Below are 19371 nucleotides of genomic sequence, written 5' to 3'. Positions count from 1 at the left end.
CTGGGCTGCCGGAAATCGTCAGGTGCTCACGCCTGCGGGTCGCGCCTGCTCTGCGGCGGCGGTCCCGAGCTGCCCCGGAGCACCGTCGGCGGGATCGTCATCGACAGGGTCGGCGTCCTGTCGCCCGCGATCCGTCGCTCGAGCAGTGAGAAGGCGCGCTGTCCGAGATCGTCGAAGTCCTGCGACACCGTCGTGATCGACGGGCGCCAGATCGACGACAGCGGGTGGTCGTCGAACCCCGCCACGCTGACATCGTCCGGCACAGTGCGGCCGGCGTCCGTGAGGCCGGCGATGACCCCCATCGCGAGCTCGTCGTTGCCGCAGAAGATCGCCGTGATGTCGGGGTCCTGCGCGAGCTCGGCGCCGATCGCGACGCCGGACGCGGCTTCCCAGGTGCCGGCGACGACGGCCGGCACGACGGCGCCCGACTCCCGCAGCGCGTCGCGCCACCCGGTCGTCCTGCCGTCCTCGGTCCCCGATCGGGAGGGCGGCACCGTCACGTGGTGCACGGTGCGATGGCCGAGCTGCAGGAGGTGCTCCGTGATCGCCCGCCCTCCCGCGACCTCGTCCAGCGCGGCTTGCGGATGGAGGCCGTCGAGCTCCCCCGAGGCGACGACCACGGGAAGGTGCTCCGGGAGGTGCGGGAGGGCGGCGACTCCTGCGGGATCGAATTTGAGCACGATGACGCCCGCGAGCGGCAGCCTCAGAGCCGCATCGATGGCGGCGCGGGCCGAGCTCGACCCCTCGTCGTCGATGACGGCGATGGTCACCGAGTACCCCGCCGTCCTCGCGGCCTGCTCGATGCCGCGGATCGTGGACGAGTACCCGTAGATGGTGGTGTCGGAGCTGAGGACGGCGATCGTGGTGGCGCCGCCGCGCACCAGTGCGCGGGCGGTCGCGCTCGGCCGGTAGTCGAGAGCCTGGATCGCGTCGGTCACCCGCCGGGTCAGCTCCGGGCTGACGCGAGCCGCTCCGGTGAGCACCCGCGACACGGTGGGCACGGACACCCGGGCGTACTCGGCGACGTCCGAGATCGTCGCCGGGCGGTCGCTCGCGGCCGGGACGTCATCGCCGACGGACAGCTGCTTCACGAGACCGGACCTCCCTCCTCGACCCTATCGAGGGCGGCCCCGGCCAGGAGCGGGCCCGCCCCCGTGGTCGAGGTCAGGTGGAGGACGTCGGCGCCCCGGGGGACGTCGATCGCGACGGACACCGTCGCGAAGTTCGCCCAGTCGTGCGTGAAGGGGAACGTCACCGGGACCGCCGGGCCGTCCCCGGCTCGGACCTGGAGGCGACGGTCGATGACGTCGGTGTTGTAGAGATGTCCCGTCCTCCGGTCGGCGTTGCTGTACCGCAAGGTGAGCAGGTAGCGCCCGGCGGGAGGCGCGACGAGCTCCGCCGCTCCGTCGGGCCGCCCGTCCGACGATCCGAGACCGTCGACGATCGGGACGGCCGCATCGCTGCTCAGCCGCGCCCCGCCCGTCAGCCGCCACCTCTCGTCGGACACCGGGATCTCGGACGTCCCCCGGGTCGACGGCTCGACGGTCAGCGCCCTGATCGCGGTCACCCGGTCGGCGGTGATCCGGACCTCGCTGATGCCGGCGGGCAGCACCACGCTGTCCAGCCGGGTCAGCACGGTGCCGTCGAGCTCGACCGTCGCTCCGTCGTCGCTGTCCAGGCTCAGGCGGTACCGGGCACGGTCGGGCACTCCGATGTGGAAGGAGAGGCTGTCGCCGGGTCCGACGATCACCGCGGTCCTGGCGCCGTCGGCTCCGTGCCGCACCTCGCCTCCCACGCGCAGCGCCCTGCTCGCCGGATAGTGCCGCACCGGCACGAGCGTATGGAGCTCGATGCGGTCGATCGCCAGATCGGCACCGTCGAGAGGCCGGACGGCGACGACGTGCGGCCCCGCGTCGAGCGCGACGGGCGTCTCGACCCGTCCGGTGAATCCGCGGGCGAGAGTCGCCGGCAGCTCGATCCGGACGGCGTCGCGTCCGTCGATCCGGACCTCGGCCGTCGCCGGGACGGAGTCCGTTCCGTAGTGCAGCGCGAGGACGTGCTCGCCCTCCTGCTCCACCACGACCGGGAACTCGGCCCGGCTGCCGGCGTCCGGAGTCCCCGAGATGCCGGATCGCCCCGTTCCCGCGTACTGCTGCATGTCGTCGTCGTGCCGAGTCCACGTCAGGCCTTCGCCCGTGGCGGCGTCCGCGGGCACCACGACGGGGGCCGGGACAGCAGTCGACGGAGCGCCGTCGTCCGGCGCGATCGTCACGCGGTACGCCGCCAGGGGGTCGTCGTTCGCGATCCCGAAGCGGAGGACGCCGTCGCTCGTGCCGACGGGCTCGTCGACGACGGTCGTGGTGCTGCTGAGCGGACCTTCGTACCCGCTCCACTCGACACGCTCCACGGCGACCCGCCAGTGCCCGTCGGCCGCGAGCCCGCGGACCTCCACCTCCACGGGGTGACGGCCTCCGCCGATCAGCGCGGTCACGATGTCCCCGTCCCGCGCCGCGAGGGAGTGGAGGGAGTCGCGGACGCTCGAGGCGGCCGTCTCGGAGCGCACGGTCTCGCCGCGCAGGGCGGCGTACCAGTGGAGGAGCCACCAGCCGCCGTTCGCCTGATGCCGACCGACCGCGTGGTCGTCGAGGTTCCCCGCCATCGTCCAGTAGGCGAGGTCGCCGTCGATCTTCCCGGTCTCGAGGATGTCGATCCACTGGAGGAGCCGTCCGGGCACCGAGGTGTCCCGCCGGTTCGCGTACTCGTCGATGTTCACGGGAAGCGGCGGGATCGAGAGCTGCTCCTCCAGAGCGCGGTAGTGCTCCAGATGACGGGGCAGCAGCTCGAGCGAGGAGGGCTGCAGTTCGTGCCACGCCATGATGTCGGGGAGGACGCCGTTGGCCGTGCCGTACTCGAGGAGGTCCCGGACGCGGTTCGGGTAGTAGTGGGACTCGTTCGGCCCGACGATCCTCGCGTCGGGGTCGACGGCGCGGATGGCGCGGTGCAGCGTCGTCCAGTCGGCGAGGAACCTGTCCCGGCCGGCCGCGTCCCACGCGGCGTACCAGATCCAGTCCCCCTCGTTGAAGGGCACGTACACGAACCGTCCCCGGTCCTCACGCCGGGAGATCGTGTGGACAGCGTCCTGCACCAGCTCCGCGTAGCGGTCGACCCCGATCTCCTCGTACGGCCACTGCTCGAGGAGGTCCTGCAGGTAGACGACCATCTCCTCGCCTCCGGCGGCGAAGAAGTCGTCCGCGACCTCGAGGGCGTCGCCTCCCGGATGCTGGAGCCCCCCGGGGGCCTTCTGCGCCAGGGTGCGCGGACGGATGCCGGAGAGCAGCGCGGACGAGGGCGCGTCGGGACTCCCGAGCCCGTACAGCATCCCCGTCGCACCGCCGTGCACCTCACCGGTGGTGGCCGACGCGTCGATGACCACGTGCTCGACGAACGGCGAGCGCCCGATCCGGAAGGTCCGCGCGGAGGGCTCGTCGTCCCCCTCGGGGAGCGAGACGGTGAGCACCCCTCGCTCCTGGTCCCACTCGGTGACCCACGGCGTGAGGCGGCGCGGGAAGACGGTCTCGACGACGAGCGGCCCGCCGCGGAAGGCGGGCAGCGGCACGTCGATCGATCGATCCCCCTCGCGGCGCCAGAGGGTGAGGTGCGTCTCGTCCTCGTCTCCGAGAGCGAGCGCGACCCAGGGCGCGGTCCACAGATCGATGCCGAGCGGCCAGGCCGCGTGCGCACGGGCGAGCCCCGGCCGGAGCCGCTTGTGCGCGGCGACCCCTTCGGCCACGAGCATCCGCTGGGCGGGACTCATGCCGTCGAGGCGCCCCGACAGGTAGAACCGTCCCAGCATCGCCGTGCAGAGGGTGAACGCGATCGCCTCGTCGCTCATGTCGGGCTGAGGGTAGGCCCAGTTGGCCGCCTGCTCGGGGACCATGGCGAGCGGAGCCGCGGCGGCGATCGGGGGGTAGGCGATCGGGTCCTGCTGGTCGCTGGTCGACTGCAGCTGGAGACGCGAGAGCATCGCCCCGTCCATCCGCATGGCGCCGGAGGCGCAGTTCTCTAGGACGAGGTCGGGGTGCCGGTCGAGGACCGCCTCCAGCCAGGCCAGATGCGCCCTGTTGTGCTCGAGGAGCCCGGCGCCGACGGAGGGCGCGCCCACGTCCGTGCCGGCCCCCGCGTCGATGTTGTAGTCGAGCTTGAAGTAGCCGACACCCAGCTCGCCGACCAGACGGTCGATGACGCCGTCGAGGTGGGCGATCGCGGCGGGATGGCGGAGGTCGAGCGTGTAGCGGCCGTGCTCCACCAGGCGCTCACCGAGCCTTTGGAGGAAGGCGTCGTCGGGAAGGCGCTCGGCGGCGGGGCTGCTGACGCCGATTACCTCCGGCTCGAGCCACAGCCCCGGCACCATGTCCCGCTCCCGGATGCGGTTCAGGACGGCGGTCAGCCCTCCGTCCGGGAACCGGACGGTGGAGGGCTGCCAGTCGCCGACGCTGTACCACCAGTCGCCGGAGTCGTCGTACCAGCCCGCGTCGATGCAGAAGATCTCGGCGCCCGCCTCGGCGGCCTGGTCGATGAGGGGCAGCAGCCGCTCCGTCGTCGGATCGCCCATCAGGGTGTTCATGTAGTCGTTGAAGACGACGGGACGGGTGGCGGAATCGGGATGCGGACGCCGCAGCGCCCGGCGACCGTCGGTCAGGGCGGCGAGAGCTCTGTCGAAGCCTCGTCCCGCGGAGAGCAGGACCGGGACGGTCGTGAAGGATCCGCCGGGCTCGAGCGGCTGCAGCCACTGGTGGTCCTGATCGGTGGGGCCGGACAGCGCGACGTAGGTCCCGTCCGGGTCCTCCCCCACTTCCCAGCGCCAGCCTCCGTTGTGCTCGACCTGCCAGGCGAGGGCGGCCTCCTCGGCCGGGTCCGACAGCGCGAGCACGCCGACGGGCAGCGAGCCGGCCGTCGACCAGGTCCCGGTGGAGGTGACGGCGTAGCCGTTCCGAGCACCTCCGCCGTGCGCGTCCTTCCGCAGGTCCACCAGGAACGTGTCCAGCGGAGCGGTGGACCATCGCGATTCGCCGACCCAGTCGCTGCGGCCCGAGGTGAGGGAGAGACGGGTCGGCCTGGTCTCGGCCTGGGATCCGACACCGACCCGGAGCGCCATCGACGTCACCGACCGCAGGACGCGGCGCTGGGTTCCGGTGTTGCGCACGACCGTCGTGCAGCGGACCGCTGCGGCTCCCTGCACGACCTCGAGGCGCAGCTCCGCTTCGAGACCGGCCTCGTCGTCCCCGAGCAGGACGACCGTCGAGACGACTCCGATCGATGCGACCGACCGGTGACTGCGGTAGCGGAGGCCGAGGCCGGCCTGCCCTCCGATGAGTCGGGGTGTCGACGGAGCCCGCCCGGAGTCGCTGGTGACCACCTCCAGGACCGGCCGGCCGGTCGCCAGGTCGCCGGTCGCCCCTCGGGGCCCGAACCGCAGCACGCGGAGCGGCTCGTCCCCGTCCTGAGCGAGGACGAGGTCGAGTGCGTCGTCACCGGCGTCGATGCGGACGGTGCCGGCGTCGGTGCCGGGGAGCGTGGGGGTCAGTGCGGACATGGATCCTCCTGGGAGCGGCGGGTGGCCGCAGACGGGGCGAGTGGGGGATGCGGCTTACTTCACGGCGCCGGAGGTGACTCCGGCGATGATGCGGCGCTGGCCGATGACGAAGGCGACGACCATCGGGATGCTCATGATCACGACGTAGGCGAAGATCAGGTTCCAGTTCTTGACGTACTCCGACTGCGAGGCGACGTTGAACAGGCCGAGCGGCATGGTGCCGATCGCTCCTCCGCTGAGGATGAAGAAGGCGTAGAACACCTCGTTCCAGACGCTGATCGTCACGAGGATCGCGGCAGTGGCGAGGACGGGCTGCAGGAGCGGCAGGATCACGCGGAAGAACACTCCCACCGGGCCGGCGCCGTCGATGCGCGCCGCTTCCTCGAGCTCGAGAGGGATGGACCTCACGAAGCCGGTGATGAAGAAGATCGCCGTGGCCATGAAGCTGCCGCCGTAGACGCCGATCGCGCCGACGAGAGTGCCGTCCAGCCCGATGCTCTTCAGGGTGAGGACGATCATGATGACGGCGGGAGGGAGGATGATCCCGCTGATGCCGATGGAGTAGAGGACGGACGTGAGGCGGGACGACCGGCGGGCGAGGACCCATGCGGCGGCGGAGCCGAGACCGAGGACCAGCAGCACGCTGGGGATCGTCACGAGGAGGCTGCCTCCCATGGCGGCGAGGACTCCACCCTGGGTGATGGCCTGCGCGTAGTTCTCGACGAAGTGCCAGGTGGTGGGCAGTGAGAGATCCGGTGACGCCGAGTCCGCAGTGCTCTTGCCGGAGGTGATCACCAGCAGCCACAGCGGGATGCCGATGACGACCGCCGTCCCGATGACGGCGATGACGTTGTGGATGACCGATCCGGCGCGGCGGGAGACGGCGTACCCGGTCCTCGGCGGGCGGGTTGCGGTCATGCTTCTCGTGCTCACAGCTGCTGCTCCCGACGTCGAAGGAGACCGATGACGGGGAAGGCCAGTACCACCACGAGGAGGAACAGGACCAGGCTCATCGTCGTGGACTGGGCGTAGAGCCCCTGCCCGAAGGTCCGGTAGATGAAGATGTTCAGCACTTCGGTCGTCTGCGCCGGCCCGCCGCGGGTGGTCGCCTGGACGGTGTCGAAGCCGTTCATCGAACCCAGCAGAGCGGTGGCGACGTTGAAGGTGATGGCCGGGGCGAGGAGCGGGAAGCGGACGCTGCGGAGAGTCCTCCACCACGACGCACCGTCGATGCGGGCCGCCTCGAGCACGTCCTCCGGGAGCGTCTTCAAGCCGGCGAGGAAGATCAGCATGGAGAGGCCCATCCACTTCCAGGACTGCACGAGGGAGACCACGACGATCGACCAGGTCGTGCTCCCCAGCCAGGCCGTGGTCACCTCCTGGCCCACGATCGCGCTGAGGATCCCGTTGAGAGCTCCCGAGGGCTGCAGGAACGCCTGGAAGATGTAGCCGACCGCGAGAGGCGAGATCAGGACGGGGATGAAGAAGAAGGCTCGGCCGATGCGGTTGATCCGCGTGTCCCGTTCGAAGAAGAGGGCGAGTGCCAGGCCGAAGAAGTTCTGGAAGACCGCCACGAGGAGCGCCCAGACGAGAGTGACGCGGACGGCGCGCAGCACCTCGTCATCGCCGAAGAGGGAGGTGAAGTTGTCGAAGCCGACGAAGTCCACGCTGTCGTTGTAGGCGGACCAGTTCGTGAAGGCGTAGAAGAAGTTGAGAACCGTCGGGAGTAGGAAGAAGACGGCGAGGATCGCGAAAGCGGGGATCAGGAACCAGAGCGGGTGGTTCCTCGCTGCGGCCCTGTCGGCGGACCGTCGCGTTCCGCTGCGTGCGGGCGGTCGTGGTTCGCCGCGCGTGGGCGGCCGTACGAGCGTGGTGGGCAGTGCCATGGGAGTCTCCGATCAAGGGGGTGGGGTCGGGCGCGGCAGGCGTGCCCGACCCCGGTACCGGGCTAGAAGCCTTCGGCTCCCTGCGCCTTGGCGAACTGCTCGAACTGCTTCTGAGTGGTGCTCGCGACGTCCTCCGGCGTGACCGTCCCCTGGAGCATGTTGGCCAGGTTGATGTACAGGTCGGGGTTCGCGATGGCGAGCGACTGCATGGAGCCGACGGAGGATCCGAGGGAGGCGGCGATCGTCGAGGCGACCTCCGGGACTCCGTCAGGAGTCGGCACGTCCGTCTGGATCGAGACGCCCTTGACCGCGGCCAGGTAGTCCGGGTAGTCGGTCGTGAGCCAGAAGTTCAGGAACTGCTTGGCCGCGGCCTCCCGCTCGGCGTCTCCCGTGCGGAACGCGACGACACCGTTCTTGTTGTCGGGGATCGACGTGGCGAGCGAGCCGTCCTTCGAGATGGGGAACCAGCCGATGTTCGCGTCGATGTCCTCCGTGGTGGAGGTCTGCTGCATCTGCAGGAGCAGCGCGTTCACCTGGACCGACATGGCGGCGTCACCGCTGAGGAGCGCCGCGGCCTGGTCCTCGAACGTGCCGGTCTTGTAGTCGGAGTTGAACAGTCCCTGCGCGAAGAGATCGTTGTAGTTCGTGATCGCGTCGGTGATCGTCGGTCCGGTGAACTGCTCCTTGTTGGTGTTGATGTCCTCCCAGAGCCCGTTCTCCGCCGCCTCGGCCAGCTGCACCTGCACCCACCACTGCGTCGGCCACTGGGCTCCGCCCGCCTCGTAGAAGGCAGTGCCGCCGCTCGCCTTGATCTTCTCGGCCGTGGCGATCAGCTCGTCCCAGTTCTTGGGCTCGCTGGTGATGCCGGCGCTCTCGAACGCCGGCTTGTTGTAGTAGACGCCCATGACGGACGGAGAGCTGACGAGCGCCGCGTAGCGCGTGTCGTCGAGGATTCCGCTGACGTCCCGGACCGACGGGTCGAGACGGTCCAGCCACGGAGCGTCGTCGAGCGGAAGGAGGTTCCGCTCGGCCTGCAGAGCGCTCAGGGAGCTGGCCGTGGGCTGCCAGGCGGCGAGATCGGGCATGTCGCCGGCGGCGACCTTGGTGAGAAGGCTCTGCTCGTAGGGAGCCGGGTACGCGACCTGCTTCCACGTCACGCCCGTCGCCTCGGCGAAGGCGTCCTGCACCTGCTTGAGGCCCGCGTCCGCGACCGCTCCGCCGCCGTACGTCAGCGTCACGCCCTCCAGGGATGCGGTGGGATCGTTCCACGGCACCTCCTCCCCCGACGAGGAGGAGAGGTCGCCGCCGGCAGCGCAACCGGAGAGCAGAAGGGCGGTCGAGGCCGCGAGCGCGGCGACGACGAACCGGGTTCGAAAAGTCATGATCTCGTCTTCCTTGAAGTGATCGCGGGCGACCTCAGCAGCGGCGGTGCGCTGCTGGTCACCAGGTGGAGGGGATGGCCGGGCTCTCAGACTCCCGGGAGAGCGGCCGAGCGACGCGGTGGCGAGCGATCCACTCCTTCGTGTACTCGGCCCGGTCTGAAAGCGATATCAGGATGCGTCTGAAAACGCTATCTGTCAAGAACGATCTTCGAGACCGGCTCCGGCACAGCGGATTCCTCGACCGCGCGCTCCGAGCGCGGAGGCCCCGCGCCGCGCCGCTCGAGGGCCGACCCTCAGGCGCAGCGCCGCTTCGCCACGAGCACGGGCCGCGCTTCCCTGGCGGAGTGACGTCCGGCAAGTGACTCTCGCGGAGCCGGCCGTCGCGGGCGCGGTCGAGCAGTGACGCCCCGTCAGAAGCCGCGAACGACGACGGCGACGTTCCAGAGAAGCGCTTCCACGGCTGTCTGCAGGCGCTCACCCTCGGCTTCGAAGATCGCCTCCTGACTCGGACTGGACCACCGAGCCTCCGGCCAGAAGCCACGACTCCAGAACTCCTGCCACTCCCTCAGATCCTGCGCGACTGCAGGCGGGATACCGATGGCGTCGGGCTCATGAACGGCATCGTTGCCCATCCACAGGGCGTACGGGGTCGTGTGATCCGGCCCGATGACGACGCGGACGAGCTCACCCTCGCGGGCCTGTGCAGCTCTACGGAGAGTGCTCTCGACCGTCGCGAACGGGGGAACCACCCATTCGACCTGCGTGACCGGATCCACCACGACGAGCACTGCGCATCACTGCCTTTCTTCTCGTCCGACTGCACGAGTCATTCTCGCTTCGCCGAATTCGAAGGGGAACCGACTGTCGTCATCGGGACCGCCGCGGGCACGCGCGCGGTGCATCACCGCCACTCGTACCTCCTCCGCTACCGCAGCGGTCATGTCCTGCGCCCCGACGGCGACCATCACGCGACCGCCTCGGGCCGACCCCTGGTTCCCTTTCAGGAGTCCGCTCCGACGGGTTCGGTACCGTCTCCCCCATGCCCGACCCCACTCCCGACGTCCCCGAGGTCGCCGCTGAGCACCTGCGTGCCGAGCTGCAGCTGCGGCGCTTCGGGCGGCTCCGACTCACCATCGACATGGCGCTGGGCAGCGGGATCCTCGCGCCCTACGACCTCGTCGTCCTCCGCCTCGATACCGGCGCGGAGATCATCCGCATGAAAGCCGATCTCACCGACGCCCACTACCTCCTCGGCCAGGTCGAGCTCGACCTGGAGACGAAGACCGTCGCCGAGTTCCTCGAGGAGTGGCGCCCCTCCTGACGAGCCCCGCCGCCACGCCCTACTGCTTCGTGTAGTCCGCCGAGAAGGTCGACGGGCTCCCGCTCGCCGGGGTGATCGTCTGGGCGACCTTCAGCGGCACCCAGGTCACGGTGAGCCGGTCGCCGTTGACACCTCCGCCACTGATCGTGCCGGAGCGCTGAGCCGTCAGGTCGACGGTGCTCGTCGTCCCCGTCGAGGAGTCGGTGGTCGTCAGGACGACGCGCCGGGTGGTGCCCTCCGCGACGCTCAGGAGGTCGCCTCGAGGATCGGCGATCGTCGTCTTCAGAGGCTGGAGGATCGTGCTGCCCGCTGGGGTGAAGTCGAAGCACTCGGCTCCTCCGAGGACGGCGGTGGACAGGATCGGCTTCGTCGAGCCGACCGAGGACACGGTCAGGGTCCGGACGATCCCCTCGGACGGACGGCACGACACCCCCAGGCTGCCGCGGGACGTCGAGCGCTCGTTGCCGACCGCGTCGACGACGGGATCGAGCCGGGAGCCCTCCTTCGAGACGGTCATCTTCTTCCAGATGAGGGGGAACGTCGCGGATCCGTCTCCCGTCGTGCTGATGCTGAGCGCGTCGATGGTCACGGAGTCGAAGGCGTACGTCATCCCGCCGGGCCGCTTGCAGGGCGCCGCGGAGGAGTCGCACGTGCCGACGGCGCCGAGCTGCACGGTCACGTGCGGGATCACCGATCGGGCGTTCAGCGCCTTCTCGAGCTCGGTGGCGATCGTCGCGGTGTCGATGTCGACGACGGTCGTCGTGTCGGCGCGACCGGCCAGGTACTCCGTCAGGGAGCAGAAGCCCTTCCCGTCGACGGCGATCGTCGTGGCGTCGAAGGCGAAGGTGATGAGCGGGGAACCGGCGGGAGTGCAGCCCTCGGGGAAGCCGAGGGAGGTGTCCTCCGGCTCGGCGCCGGCGGGACCTGCGGGGCCCTGGGGTCCGGTCGCGCCGGTGTCGCCCTTCACGCCCTGGGCGCCCGACGGACCGGCGGCACCGGTGTCGCCCTTGACCCCCTGCGGACCGGCGGCGCCCGTGTCGCCCTTCACTCCCTGAGCGCCCGTCGCGCCGGCAGCGCCGACCGTGCCGTCAGCGCCCCGCGCGCCCTGGAGACCCTGGAGCCCCTGCAGACCCTGGGGGCCGACGATGCCCTCCGGACCTCGGGCTCCGGGGGCCGCGATCTGCACCCACGCCCCGGTGCCGGCGGCCGGAGAGACCGCGCGGTTGTCGGCCACGGCGACGTAGGCGCCGCCTCCGAACGCGACGACGCTCGACGGCGGGCCGACGCGGTACGCGGTCCGGTCGCTCCACTGCGTCACCGTCGACCAGGCCGCGGTGCCGTCAGCGCCGGCTGCGCCCTGCGCGCCGGTCGCGCCGGTCGCGCCTGTTGCGCCGGTCGCACCTGTTGCGCCGGTCGCGCCCTGGGCACCGGTCTCGCCTGTTGCTCCGATGGCACCCTGCGCTCCGGTCGCTCCCGTCGCTCCGGTCGCGCCTGTTGCGCCTGTTGCGCCTGTTGCGCCTGTTGCGCCTGTCGCACCGTCGGCACCGGCCGGTCCCGCCTCACCGTCCGCGCCGGTCGCGCCGGTCGCGCCGTCGGCACCCGCGGCTCCAGTCGCCCCGTCAGCGCCAGTCGCTCCGGTCGCTCCGTCCGCGCCGGTCGCGCCAGTCGCTCCGGTCGCTCCGGTCGCTCCGGTCGCGCCATCAGCACCCGTCGCACCGGTCGCGCCGTCAGCACCCGTCGCTCCGGTCGCACCATCAGCACCCGTCGCACCCGGAGCCCCCTTCGCTCCCGCGACTCCCGCCGGACCCTCCGCGCCCGCAGGCCCGGTAGCTCCTTCCACACCTGCCGCACCCGTGGCGCCCGTCGCGCCCCGCGGCCCCGTCGCTCCCGTCGATCCCTTCGCTCCCGTCGCCCCCTTCGCGCCGGTCGCGCCGGTCGCGCCGGTCGCGCCGGTCGCACCCTTCGCACCCGGAGCCCCCTTCGCGCCCTGCGGCCCCGTCGCCCCTCGCGGACCGGTCGCGCCTCGCGGACCCGTCGCTCCCCGCGGACCGGTCCCCCCTCGCGGACCCGTACCGACCGATGACGACGCAGCGGCCGTGCGGGTATCGGCCGACGTCGGGTCCGTCGTCCAGGCGACCGCGATCTGCCCGTCCGAACCGCAGTGCACCGACGACGCGACCGGACGCAGGGCGCCCGAGGCGGGGTCGAAGCATCCGGTCTGCGCCGCCGCGGCGGCCGGACTGACGGAGGCGAGGGCGCCGGCGCCCACCAGGAGCAGGGCCGAGACGGCGGTCACTGCTCGAGCGGCTCGGGGGTGCTTCCAGGAAGCGAAGGGCAGCGTCACGTCGGGTCCTCGTCGTCGGGGGCCTCGCGGCCTCGTCTAGTGCTGGCGCCTGTGCCGGAGCATCGACTCCACGAGCGGAGCGGCGGCCGTTCGCACCCTGTGTGCGAGCAGCGTCACTATTTCAGTGGAATGCCGTTCAATCAAGACCCCCGAACGGCCGATCCGCTCGGCAGGACAGCCGCATGATCTCGCCCGCTGTGCAACGCTCGAGCCCCACCCGGCCATGTACTCGGTAGACGCTCGACCGACGAAGGATGGACCCGATGACGCGACGCACACTCGACGACCTGCTCTCCCGCAGCGACCCCGCGACCGACGACCGGGCGCCCGGCGTCCACTCCGCCCTGCACGCCGTGATCGCCGAGACCCGCGAGCACGCACCCCGCCGCCGCTCGCGGTCGAAGGCGTGGTGGCTGGCCGCTCCCGTCCTCCTCGTCCCGGGTCTCGTGCTGGCGACCAGCGCCGGCACCGACGTCCGCTCCGTCCCCGACTTCACGATCCCCATCAGCTACACCACCGACTCCGGCGCGGCCGTCACCTGCTCGATCGACTACTTCAACGGCGAGATCGACTACCGCGAGGTCACCACCTCCGCTACCGACTACCTGCGCTCACAGGACTGGAGCGGCGTCGGCCAGCGGATCCACGACGACGCGGTCGCCTACACGACCGATCCCGCCTGGCTGGCCTCGGACATGAACAGCGACGGCCCCGGCCTCTCGGACGAGACGATCCGCTGGCGGGCCTGGATCACCGCGGCGGACGACCACATCCTCGACACGATCCCCGAGGGCGCGATCGTCGAGGGCGACGGCGGCCTGGGCGGCAGCACCGACTGCACGGGAGAGCTGTGATGAGCACCGGCGAGGCGGCTGCATCGATGCCCCGGAGCGTCGTCCGCTCGCCCGCGCGCGACCGGGAGGCCGAGATCACGGCCCTGGTCGAGCGGGAGGCGCCGGACCTGCTCCGCTACTTCGCGCGGCGGACGGCGAGCCCCGAGGACGCCGCGGACCTCCTCAGCGACACCCTGCTGATCCTCTGGCGGAAGGAGCGGTCGATCCCCGAGGACGAGACGCGCGCGCGGATGTGGGCGTTCGGCGTCGCGCGGCGGGTGCTCTCGGGCCAGCGCCGCACCGCGACTCGGAGGAGCGCGCTGGTCGAGCGGCTGGCGGAGGAGCTGCGCGTCACCCCGCCCGCGCCGGCCGACGACGCCGCGGAGGAGGTCCGCGCGGCGATCGCGCAGCTGAAGCCCGTCGACCAGGAGATCATCACCCTCGTCTACTGGGACGGCTTCTCCCTCGCCGAGGCGGCCGAGATCCTGTCCCTCCGCGCGGCGACGGTGCGGAGCCGCCACGCGCGGGCGCGGGCGACGCTGCGGGAGGCGCTGGGGGCGGCTGACTGAGGCTCCGGGGCGGCGGGCGGGCGCGGGCGGCGCCCTTCGAGCCGTCGAGGCGCTCGCCTCCGCCGGGGTGCGCACAACCTCAGTCGAGAGAGGGCGGCCTCCCCCAGGAGGCGACGCCCCCTCCTGTCAGCTGACGTCGTGCGCGCTCAGGGCCGGGCAGCTGCCGAAACCGGAACTTCGGCGGACCCTCCGGTCGGCGATCGCCTGTGCGCACGACCTCAGCTGAGACAGGGCGGCCTCCCTCAGGGGGCGAGGCCCCCTCGTCTCAGCTGACGTCGTGCGCGCGAGGCGCTGGGGCCGCTGCGGACCTCCGACGCTGCAGGTCGGCGGAGCGCCCGGGCGCACAGCCGGATCCCCAGAACCACGCTCGCCGCGCCGCCCGCCAGCACCCCGGCAGACAGCGCGGTCCAGATCGTCATGCTCGAACTCGGCACGGCGTGCAGCCCGAAGGCGAGCCCCACTCCGCTGCCGACCAGCGCGGCCGCGACCAGCGGGATCGCCAGCGCCGACCTCTTCTCGGCGCCGGTCCACGACGAGCTCCACAGGACCAGAACGGCGCCGATCGGCCAGCCGACTCCGGGGATCAGCAGCCAGCCGAAGGCGAAGACCAGGGAGGCCGTGACCGCGAACCACCGACGGGCGAGGATCCCCCGCACATCGCCGTGCTGAACTCCGGCCTGGACCTGATCAGTCATGCGTCGGAGCCTACGGAGACGGCCGCGACCGCGGCACGAACTGGCGCAGGACCCCCGCGCTCCGGCACGCGGCGGGGCGGGAACCGCGCCCATGGCGCGGCGAATGCGCCACCGTACTCCAACGCCTTGGCCCCCGTGGACGCCATCAGTACCTTGTCACGCAATGTTCCGCTCGGAACAAGAAACGGAGACACTCGTGTCTGGATTCGGATCCAAGCTGATGGCGGGGATCGCTGTCCTCGCACTCGCGCTCATCGGAGCCGCGCCCGCGAGCGCGAGCTCGGACACGGAACGCGCGGAGGTCGTGACCGCCCGAGCGTTCCTCTCGGAGTACGGGGTTCCCTCGGAGACGCAGGACGACCTGGTCGAGGCGTACCTCGCCGGCGAGGCGTGGGACTCGCTGTCGAGCGCGAACCCGACCGTGATTCTCAATCACATTTGTCAAGCCAGCGGGGGTGGTCTGGCTCGATCGTTCTTCCTTCTCTCCCAGCGTTTTTTGCCTGGAAGGCACGTAGTGCCGAGCAGGGTCGGAGGCGGGAGCGCAACCCGAAGGGCGGCGGAGGAGAGGTTGTCGGCGCGATGTGAGGGAGCGCAGCGACCGCGTGCCGAGAACCTCGGAGGAGCCGGCCGCGCAGCGGCTTGCGTGGACGCCGCAGGCCCGTACGCTGCCGAAGGCTTCCAGGCAAAAAATGCGCACAGCGCTCAGCACCGCCGCCGGCCGGAGGTCGGCGTCCGCTCGGGTCCGTGAACCGCGACGGTCATCGCGGCAGAACCCTCCGCAGCGAGTTGACATCGCCGGGAATGAACACGTGCTCGACTCGTCCGCTCCTGATACCCAGCAGCGCTGGGCTTGTGCGACTCCGCTCCGATCAGTTCGATTCAACCTGGGAACGACATGAAGCGGTGTCGGAACACGGCCACAGACTGCCGCGGTCCACAGTTCCGGCCGAAGTCGACCTTGGAGTGGCCGCCGTCGGACTGTCCTATAAAGCTGATGTTTTCTCGGACAATCGGAGGCAGAGCTCTTCCCTCCACGAAGGAGGGGCGTTTTCGAGTTACGCCTTGGGGCGTCGGCTTCGCTGGAGGAGGGCCTTGCGTCGTGCCGGCTCCTTGGTGGGCAGGAAGATGACGAGGAAGTCCTCGATCTTCTTCACCATGAATCGGAGTCCGAAGTAGCTCGTGAGGCACACGAGCGCGACGTTGGGGTCCACCTCCTTCAACAGCATCTCGAGCAGCGAGTTCAGCAATGTGACCTCCGCGGGGTGAACGCGCGAGCGCGTTCCGATGACACCGGGCCGGATGGCTCGGTGAGCTGGCGCTGCAGACGTCGCGCGGACGTCGGCAGGAGAGGAGGGGGCCAGGAGAGCGGCGCGTGCTCAGATCCCGGCCGGGCATGAAAAAAGCCGGCGCGAGGCCGGCTTGGGCATGAAAAAAGCCAGCTCGGTGGCTGGCGTGATTTTTGGTACGAAGAACTTGGGTCCAGTGTGCAGCTGTTTCAGCGGGAGCGCAAGTGCCGTCACCGTTCCCTGGCGGTCTGCGTGCTCGTTCGCCTCGGCCTCGCTGAAGCCGCCTGCCGCGCGAATGCTCTCCCAGCGATCTTCTCGCCTCGTTGAACGTCCGCGACTGCTGTGTCGTGTCCTCGGTGGGGCCACCTCGGCCCCCGCACTACAGGAGGCATCATGCTCAAGCGAATCGCGACCACTGTGACCACTGCGGCGTTCGCCGCCGTCCTTCTCGCCGGATGCTCGACGGCCGCCGGCTCGGCCGCCTCGTCGGAAGCGCCGGCCGACAGCCCCTCCGCCACCGCCTCCGCCTCCGCTGAGACGGCGGCTCTCACGACGGCGTCCTCGCCGCTGGGCGAGATCATCACGGACGAGGCCGGCTCCACCGTCTACACGTTCACGAAGGACACGCAGAACTCGGGCAGCAGCAGCTGCTACGACGAGTGCGCCACGACCTGGCCGGCCGTGTCGGCGTCCAGCACGACCGCCGCGGACGGGATCACCGCAGAGGTCGGCTCGATCACGCGCACCGACGGGACGACCCAGCTGACCGTCGACGGATGGCCGGTCTACCGGTTCGCGAAGGACACCGCACCGGGCCAGGTCAACGGGCAGGGTGTGAAGGACGCCTGGTACGTCCTCCTCCCTGACGGCACGATGAACAAGGAAGCTGCGGGCATGAGCACCGCCACCCCGGCGTCCTGATGCGACGGCGACCCGTCCCCGCGCAGCGAAGCGCATCGCCCGGACGGGTCGCCGGTTCTCGACAGGCAAGGACCGGAAGGGATGACCCGCAGTGATCGGAGCAACCGAGATGACGGAGTGCGCCGTGGCGCTTCGAGGCGGTGAGCACTGTGCCCCGCCCCGTCGATGAGCTCCTGGCGGCGCTGTACGAGAGTCACGGCCCGGCGTTGCGGCGATTCGTGCAGAACCTCACTCGGAACGCGGCGCTGACGGAGGACGTCGTGCAGGAGACGATGGTCCGGGCCTGGCAGCGCCCGCAGGTCCTCGAACGCGACGCCGACGCCGCGCGCGCGTGGCTGTTCACCGTCGCCCGCAACCTCGTCATCGACGACGCCCGCTCCGCTCGGAGCCGACGCGAAGTGCCGGCGAAGGACGAGGACGGCGGCGGCGCCGTCCCCGATCACACCGACGCAGTCCTGGACAGCATCCTCGTCGCCGACGCTCTCGCATCGCTGTCGGTGGAGCATCGTCGGATCGTGGTGGACGCGTACTTCCTCGGACACACCGTCCCCGAGATCGCCCGCCGGCACTCCATCCCCGAGGGAACAGCGAAATCTCGATTGCACTACGGACTGCGCGGACTGCGACTGGCTCTGCAGGAAAGGGGCGTCACCCGATGAACGACCACCACGGAAGCTCTGCGACGGAGGACGAGTACCGCGACTGGGACGCGTCCTACGTCCTCGGCGCTCTCCCCGCGGATCAGCGACTCGAGTACGAGCAGCACCTCAGCGGCTGCGCGGCCTGCCGCGCGGCCGTGGCAGAGCTGGCAGGACTGCCCGGCATCGTCGGTCGGCTCTCCGTCGAGGACGCTCTCGCCATCAGCGCATCGGACGACGGCGAGGACGCGCCGCCCTCCCCGGTGACGCTGCCCGCCATCGCTCACCGTGTCCGGACGCGCCGACGTCGGCGCCGGCTGGTGACGTCCCTCGCCGTCGCGGCCGCCGTCACCGCCTCCGTCTTCGGAGGCGTCGCTCTCGGCACGGGCATCGCGGGTGCTCCCGTGGCGAGCGAGGCGACCCTCGAACCGATGGACCCGATCGCGGACGATCCCGCTCTCGCTGCGGACATCCAGGTCGAGGGGAAGCCGTGGGGCACCCGGCTGGAGTGGAGCTGCACCTACAGTGGTGATGCGCCCGCCGACGCGGAGTACGAACTCGTGATCACCCGCACAGACGGCAGCACGATCACCGTCGCCACCTGGACGGCGGCCGGGCAGCGCGCCGTCGACCTGGCGGCGTCCACGGGCATCGCCCGGTCGGAGATCACCGGCGTCGACATCAGGGTCCGCGGCACGAACTCCCCCCTCGTCCGCACCGACACCTGAGACACCGCCCACCCGCAGGAGACACCGGCACTGCCCGCGGTGCCGCGGACACAGGACAGGAGCAGACCATGAGCACCGAGACCACACCGCTGCACATCACCCGCGAGGGCCCGAGAAGCTTCATCGGCCGCAACGCGCGAGGAGCCGAGGTCCGCATCGGCGGGTCGGACGCCGACGGCGTGTTCTCGCCCGGCGAGCTGCTGCACCTCGCCCTCGCCGCCTGCGGCATGCTCTCCTCGGACCACCTCCTCGCCAGCCGACTCGGAGCCGACTTCGAAGCGACCACCGACATCACCGCGACCAAGCCCGAGGGTGAGGACCGCTACGACTCCATCACCGCCGTGATCCGCGCCGACCTGTCGGCGCTCGATCCCGAGCGGATCGCCTCACTGTCCGAACGCACCCACCGGGCCGTGGATCGCCAGTGCACCGTCGGCCACACGCTCGAGCACGGCGCGGCGTACACCGTCGACGTCGTGGACGACCCGGCCGCTCCCGTCAGCGGTCCGAGGACGGGGACCGTCTGAGATCAGCGCCTCATCGGTCACGACGACCGGTGCCGACCGAGCCGCGGACGTCTGCCTTCAGTGCCGTCAGTCTGCGATTCGCCGACCGGATCCGAGACGATTCGCGAGGCGGAGCGCGTTCACGGAGCGGAGGTGCTGGTCGGCGCGGTGACGTCCGTTGGCCGGTGAGGGGTGCGGTGCCGCGAGTACGGGGACGACACGGGGATCATCGTGCAGGGTCAGATAGCGCATGACCCCGTCGAGCGCCACGGTCCCGTAGGTGACGACGGCGTCGAGCGCGGGCAGCAGCTCCAGCAGCTCACCGAGCGCGAGCCGACCCTGCTCGATGTCCGCGGGGCGGACGCGGCCAGGGATCTCCCACGGGATGAGGTTCCATCGGAGGTAGTGGTCGCGGGAGAGTCCGGACTCGATTCGGGCCGCCCGGAACGCGGCGGCGGTGGGCCCGAGGTTGTCCTCGCTGCAGACGGCAGCGGATCCCGCGGCGATCGTCCGAGGGCCGGGTGACTGCATCAGCACCAGGACGCGACTGGCGGTGCCGCCGGAGCGGGGATCGAAGCCCGGAACGAAGCGTCCGGTCGCGTCCGCGGTACTCCGCCAGGTCTCGGCGAGGGCGTTCAGGGTCCGGATGTCCACGATGGTCCTCGATCC

Annotated in this window: 17 protein-coding genes; 7 read left to right on the top strand and 10 right to left on the bottom strand. The window is 70.9% G+C overall.

Annotation, left to right across the window (positions count from 1 at the left end; translation table 11 throughout):
- Positions 1-26 precede the first annotated feature (26 nt).
- From C5C24_RS10270 to C5C24_RS10245, 6 genes are all read right to left on the bottom strand, one after another.
- Positions 27-1091, bottom strand: a complete 1065-nt coding sequence (locus C5C24_RS10270; protein WP_104304892.1) for a LacI family DNA-binding transcriptional regulator — start codon at positions 1089-1091, stop codon at positions 27-29.
- Positions 1088-5593, bottom strand: coding sequence for an alpha-galactosidase (locus tag C5C24_RS18240; RefSeq protein WP_219812861.1), 4506 nt, complete (start codon positions 5591-5593; stop codon positions 1088-1090). Before C5C24_RS18240 ends, C5C24_RS10270 begins: the two co-directional genes overlap by 4 nt.
- 54 nt (positions 5594-5647) lie before the next feature.
- Complete coding sequence (locus C5C24_RS10260; RefSeq protein WP_104304891.1) at positions 5648-6511, bottom strand: carbohydrate ABC transporter permease; 864 nt, start codon at positions 6509-6511, stop codon at positions 5648-5650.
- An 11-nt stretch (positions 6512-6522) separates the two neighbouring features.
- Positions 6523-7479 carry a carbohydrate ABC transporter permease gene (locus C5C24_RS10255; RefSeq protein ID WP_181135514.1) on the bottom strand — a complete coding sequence of 319 codons (957 nt, stop codon included), beginning with the start codon at positions 7477-7479 and terminating at the stop codon, positions 6523-6525.
- Positions 7480-7541: 62 nt separating this feature from the next.
- The gene (locus C5C24_RS10250) at positions 7542-8861 is read right to left on the bottom strand and encodes an ABC transporter substrate-binding protein (RefSeq protein ID WP_104304890.1); all 1320 of its coding nucleotides are present in this window, start codon (positions 8859-8861) and stop codon (positions 7542-7544) included.
- Positions 8862-9271: 410 nt separating this feature from the next.
- The gene (locus C5C24_RS10245) at positions 9272-9649 is read right to left on the bottom strand and encodes a hypothetical protein (protein WP_104304889.1); all 378 of its coding nucleotides are present in this window, start codon (positions 9647-9649) and stop codon (positions 9272-9274) included.
- 251 nt (positions 9650-9900) lie between these two features.
- On the opposite strand from C5C24_RS10245, the gene C5C24_RS10240 reads away from it, so the two are divergent.
- Positions 9901-10182 (top strand): hypothetical protein, encoded by a 282-nt coding sequence (locus tag C5C24_RS10240; RefSeq protein WP_104304888.1) that lies wholly within the window; start codon positions 9901-9903, stop codon positions 10180-10182.
- Between the two features lie 19 nt (positions 10183-10201).
- Here C5C24_RS10240 and C5C24_RS18235 read toward each other — a convergent pair whose 3' ends face one another.
- Positions 10202-11500, bottom strand: a complete 1299-nt coding sequence (locus tag C5C24_RS18235; protein ID WP_219812860.1) for a collagen-like protein — start codon at positions 11498-11500, stop codon at positions 10202-10204.
- Positions 11501-12789: 1289 nt separating this feature from the next.
- Here C5C24_RS18235 and C5C24_RS10230 point away from each other — a divergent pair.
- Both C5C24_RS10230 and C5C24_RS10225 read left to right on the top strand, forming a co-directional pair.
- Positions 12790-13380: a hypothetical protein gene (locus C5C24_RS10230; RefSeq protein WP_104304886.1), complete on the top strand. Its 591-nt coding sequence runs from the start codon at positions 12790-12792 to the stop codon at positions 13378-13380.
- Positions 13380-13928: an RNA polymerase sigma factor gene (locus C5C24_RS10225; RefSeq protein ID WP_219812859.1), complete on the top strand. Its 549-nt coding sequence runs from the start codon at positions 13380-13382 to the stop codon at positions 13926-13928. Before C5C24_RS10230 ends, C5C24_RS10225 begins: the two co-directional genes overlap by 1 nt.
- Positions 13929-14170: 242 nt before the next feature.
- On the opposite strand, the gene C5C24_RS10220 is transcribed toward C5C24_RS10225, so the two are convergent.
- Together C5C24_RS10220 and C5C24_RS10210 are read right to left on the bottom strand one after the other, a co-directional pair.
- On the bottom strand, positions 14171-14623 hold the full coding sequence (locus C5C24_RS10220; RefSeq protein ID WP_146082579.1) for a hypothetical protein: 453 nt from the start codon (positions 14621-14623) through the stop codon (positions 14171-14173).
- A 1055-nt stretch (positions 14624-15678) separates the two neighbouring features.
- Positions 15679-15870, bottom strand: a complete 192-nt coding sequence (locus C5C24_RS10210; RefSeq protein ID WP_104304883.1) for a hypothetical protein — start codon at positions 15868-15870, stop codon at positions 15679-15681.
- 432 nt (positions 15871-16302) lie between these two features.
- Between C5C24_RS10210 and C5C24_RS10205 the strand changes: the two genes are divergently transcribed.
- The 4 genes from C5C24_RS10205 to C5C24_RS10190 all read left to right on the top strand — a co-directional run bounded on the left by C5C24_RS10205 (position 16303) and on the right by C5C24_RS10190 (position 18723).
- A complete protein-coding gene (locus C5C24_RS10205; RefSeq protein ID WP_104304882.1) occupies positions 16303-16830 on the top strand; it encodes a hypothetical protein in 528 nt (175 codons plus the stop codon).
- 149 nt (positions 16831-16979) lie between these two features.
- Positions 16980-17489: a sigma-70 family RNA polymerase sigma factor gene (locus C5C24_RS10200; protein ID WP_055794427.1), complete on the top strand. Its 510-nt coding sequence runs from the start codon at positions 16980-16982 to the stop codon at positions 17487-17489.
- Entirely contained in the window at positions 17486-18196 is a 711-nt protein-coding gene (locus C5C24_RS10195) for an anti-sigma factor (protein WP_055794430.1), read from the top strand. The genes C5C24_RS10200 and C5C24_RS10195 overlap by 4 nt, the downstream gene beginning before the upstream one ends.
- A gap of 68 nt (positions 18197-18264) precedes the next feature.
- Entirely contained in the window at positions 18265-18723 is a 459-nt protein-coding gene (locus C5C24_RS10190) for an OsmC family protein (protein ID WP_055794432.1), read from the top strand.
- A 66-nt stretch (positions 18724-18789) separates the two neighbouring features.
- Here C5C24_RS10190 and C5C24_RS10185 read toward each other — a convergent pair whose 3' ends face one another.
- The gene (locus C5C24_RS10185; RefSeq protein WP_230674225.1) at positions 18790-19356 is read right to left on the bottom strand and encodes a uracil-DNA glycosylase family protein; all 567 of its coding nucleotides are present in this window, start codon (positions 19354-19356) and stop codon (positions 18790-18792) included.
- Between the last annotated feature and the right edge of the window lie 15 nt (positions 19357-19371).

This window comes from Rathayibacter sp. AY2B3 (assembly GCF_002931755.1).
Lineage (GTDB): Bacteria > Actinomycetota > Actinomycetes > Actinomycetales > Microbacteriaceae > Rathayibacter.
This window is presented reverse-complemented; position numbering and strand designations above follow the sequence as displayed.

Bases quoted from the DNA above. Each gene is read 5' to 3' on its own strand.
- C5C24_RS18240 (WP_219812861.1), bottom strand. From the start codon at position 5,593: ATGTCCGCACTGACCCCCACGCTCCCCGGCACCGACGCCGGCACCGTC.
- C5C24_RS10260 (WP_104304891.1), bottom strand. From the start codon at position 6,511: ATGACCGCAACCCGCCCGCCGAGGACCGGGTACGCCGTCTCCCGCCGC.
- C5C24_RS10255 (WP_181135514.1), bottom strand. From the start codon at position 7,479: ATGGCACTGCCCACCACGCTCGTACGGCCGCCCACGCGCGGCGAACCA.
- C5C24_RS10250 (WP_104304890.1), bottom strand. From the start codon at position 8,861: ATGACTTTTCGAACCCGGTTCGTCGTCGCCGCGCTCGCGGCCTCGACC.
- C5C24_RS10240 (WP_104304888.1), top strand. From the start codon at position 9,901: ATGCCCGACCCCACTCCCGACGTCCCCGAGGTCGCCGCTGAGCACCTG.
- C5C24_RS10230 (WP_104304886.1), top strand. From the start codon at position 12,790: ATGACGCGACGCACACTCGACGACCTGCTCTCCCGCAGCGACCCCGCG.
- C5C24_RS10225 (WP_219812859.1), top strand. From the start codon at position 13,380: ATGAGCACCGGCGAGGCGGCTGCATCGATGCCCCGGAGCGTCGTCCGC.
- C5C24_RS10220 (WP_146082579.1), bottom strand. From the start codon at position 14,623: ATGACTGATCAGGTCCAGGCCGGAGTTCAGCACGGCGATGTGCGGGGG.
- C5C24_RS10205 (WP_104304882.1), top strand. From the start codon at position 16,303: ATGCTCAAGCGAATCGCGACCACTGTGACCACTGCGGCGTTCGCCGCC.
- C5C24_RS10195 (WP_055794430.1), top strand. From the start codon at position 17,486: ATGAACGACCACCACGGAAGCTCTGCGACGGAGGACGAGTACCGCGAC.
- C5C24_RS10190 (WP_055794432.1), top strand. From the start codon at position 18,265: ATGAGCACCGAGACCACACCGCTGCACATCACCCGCGAGGGCCCGAGA.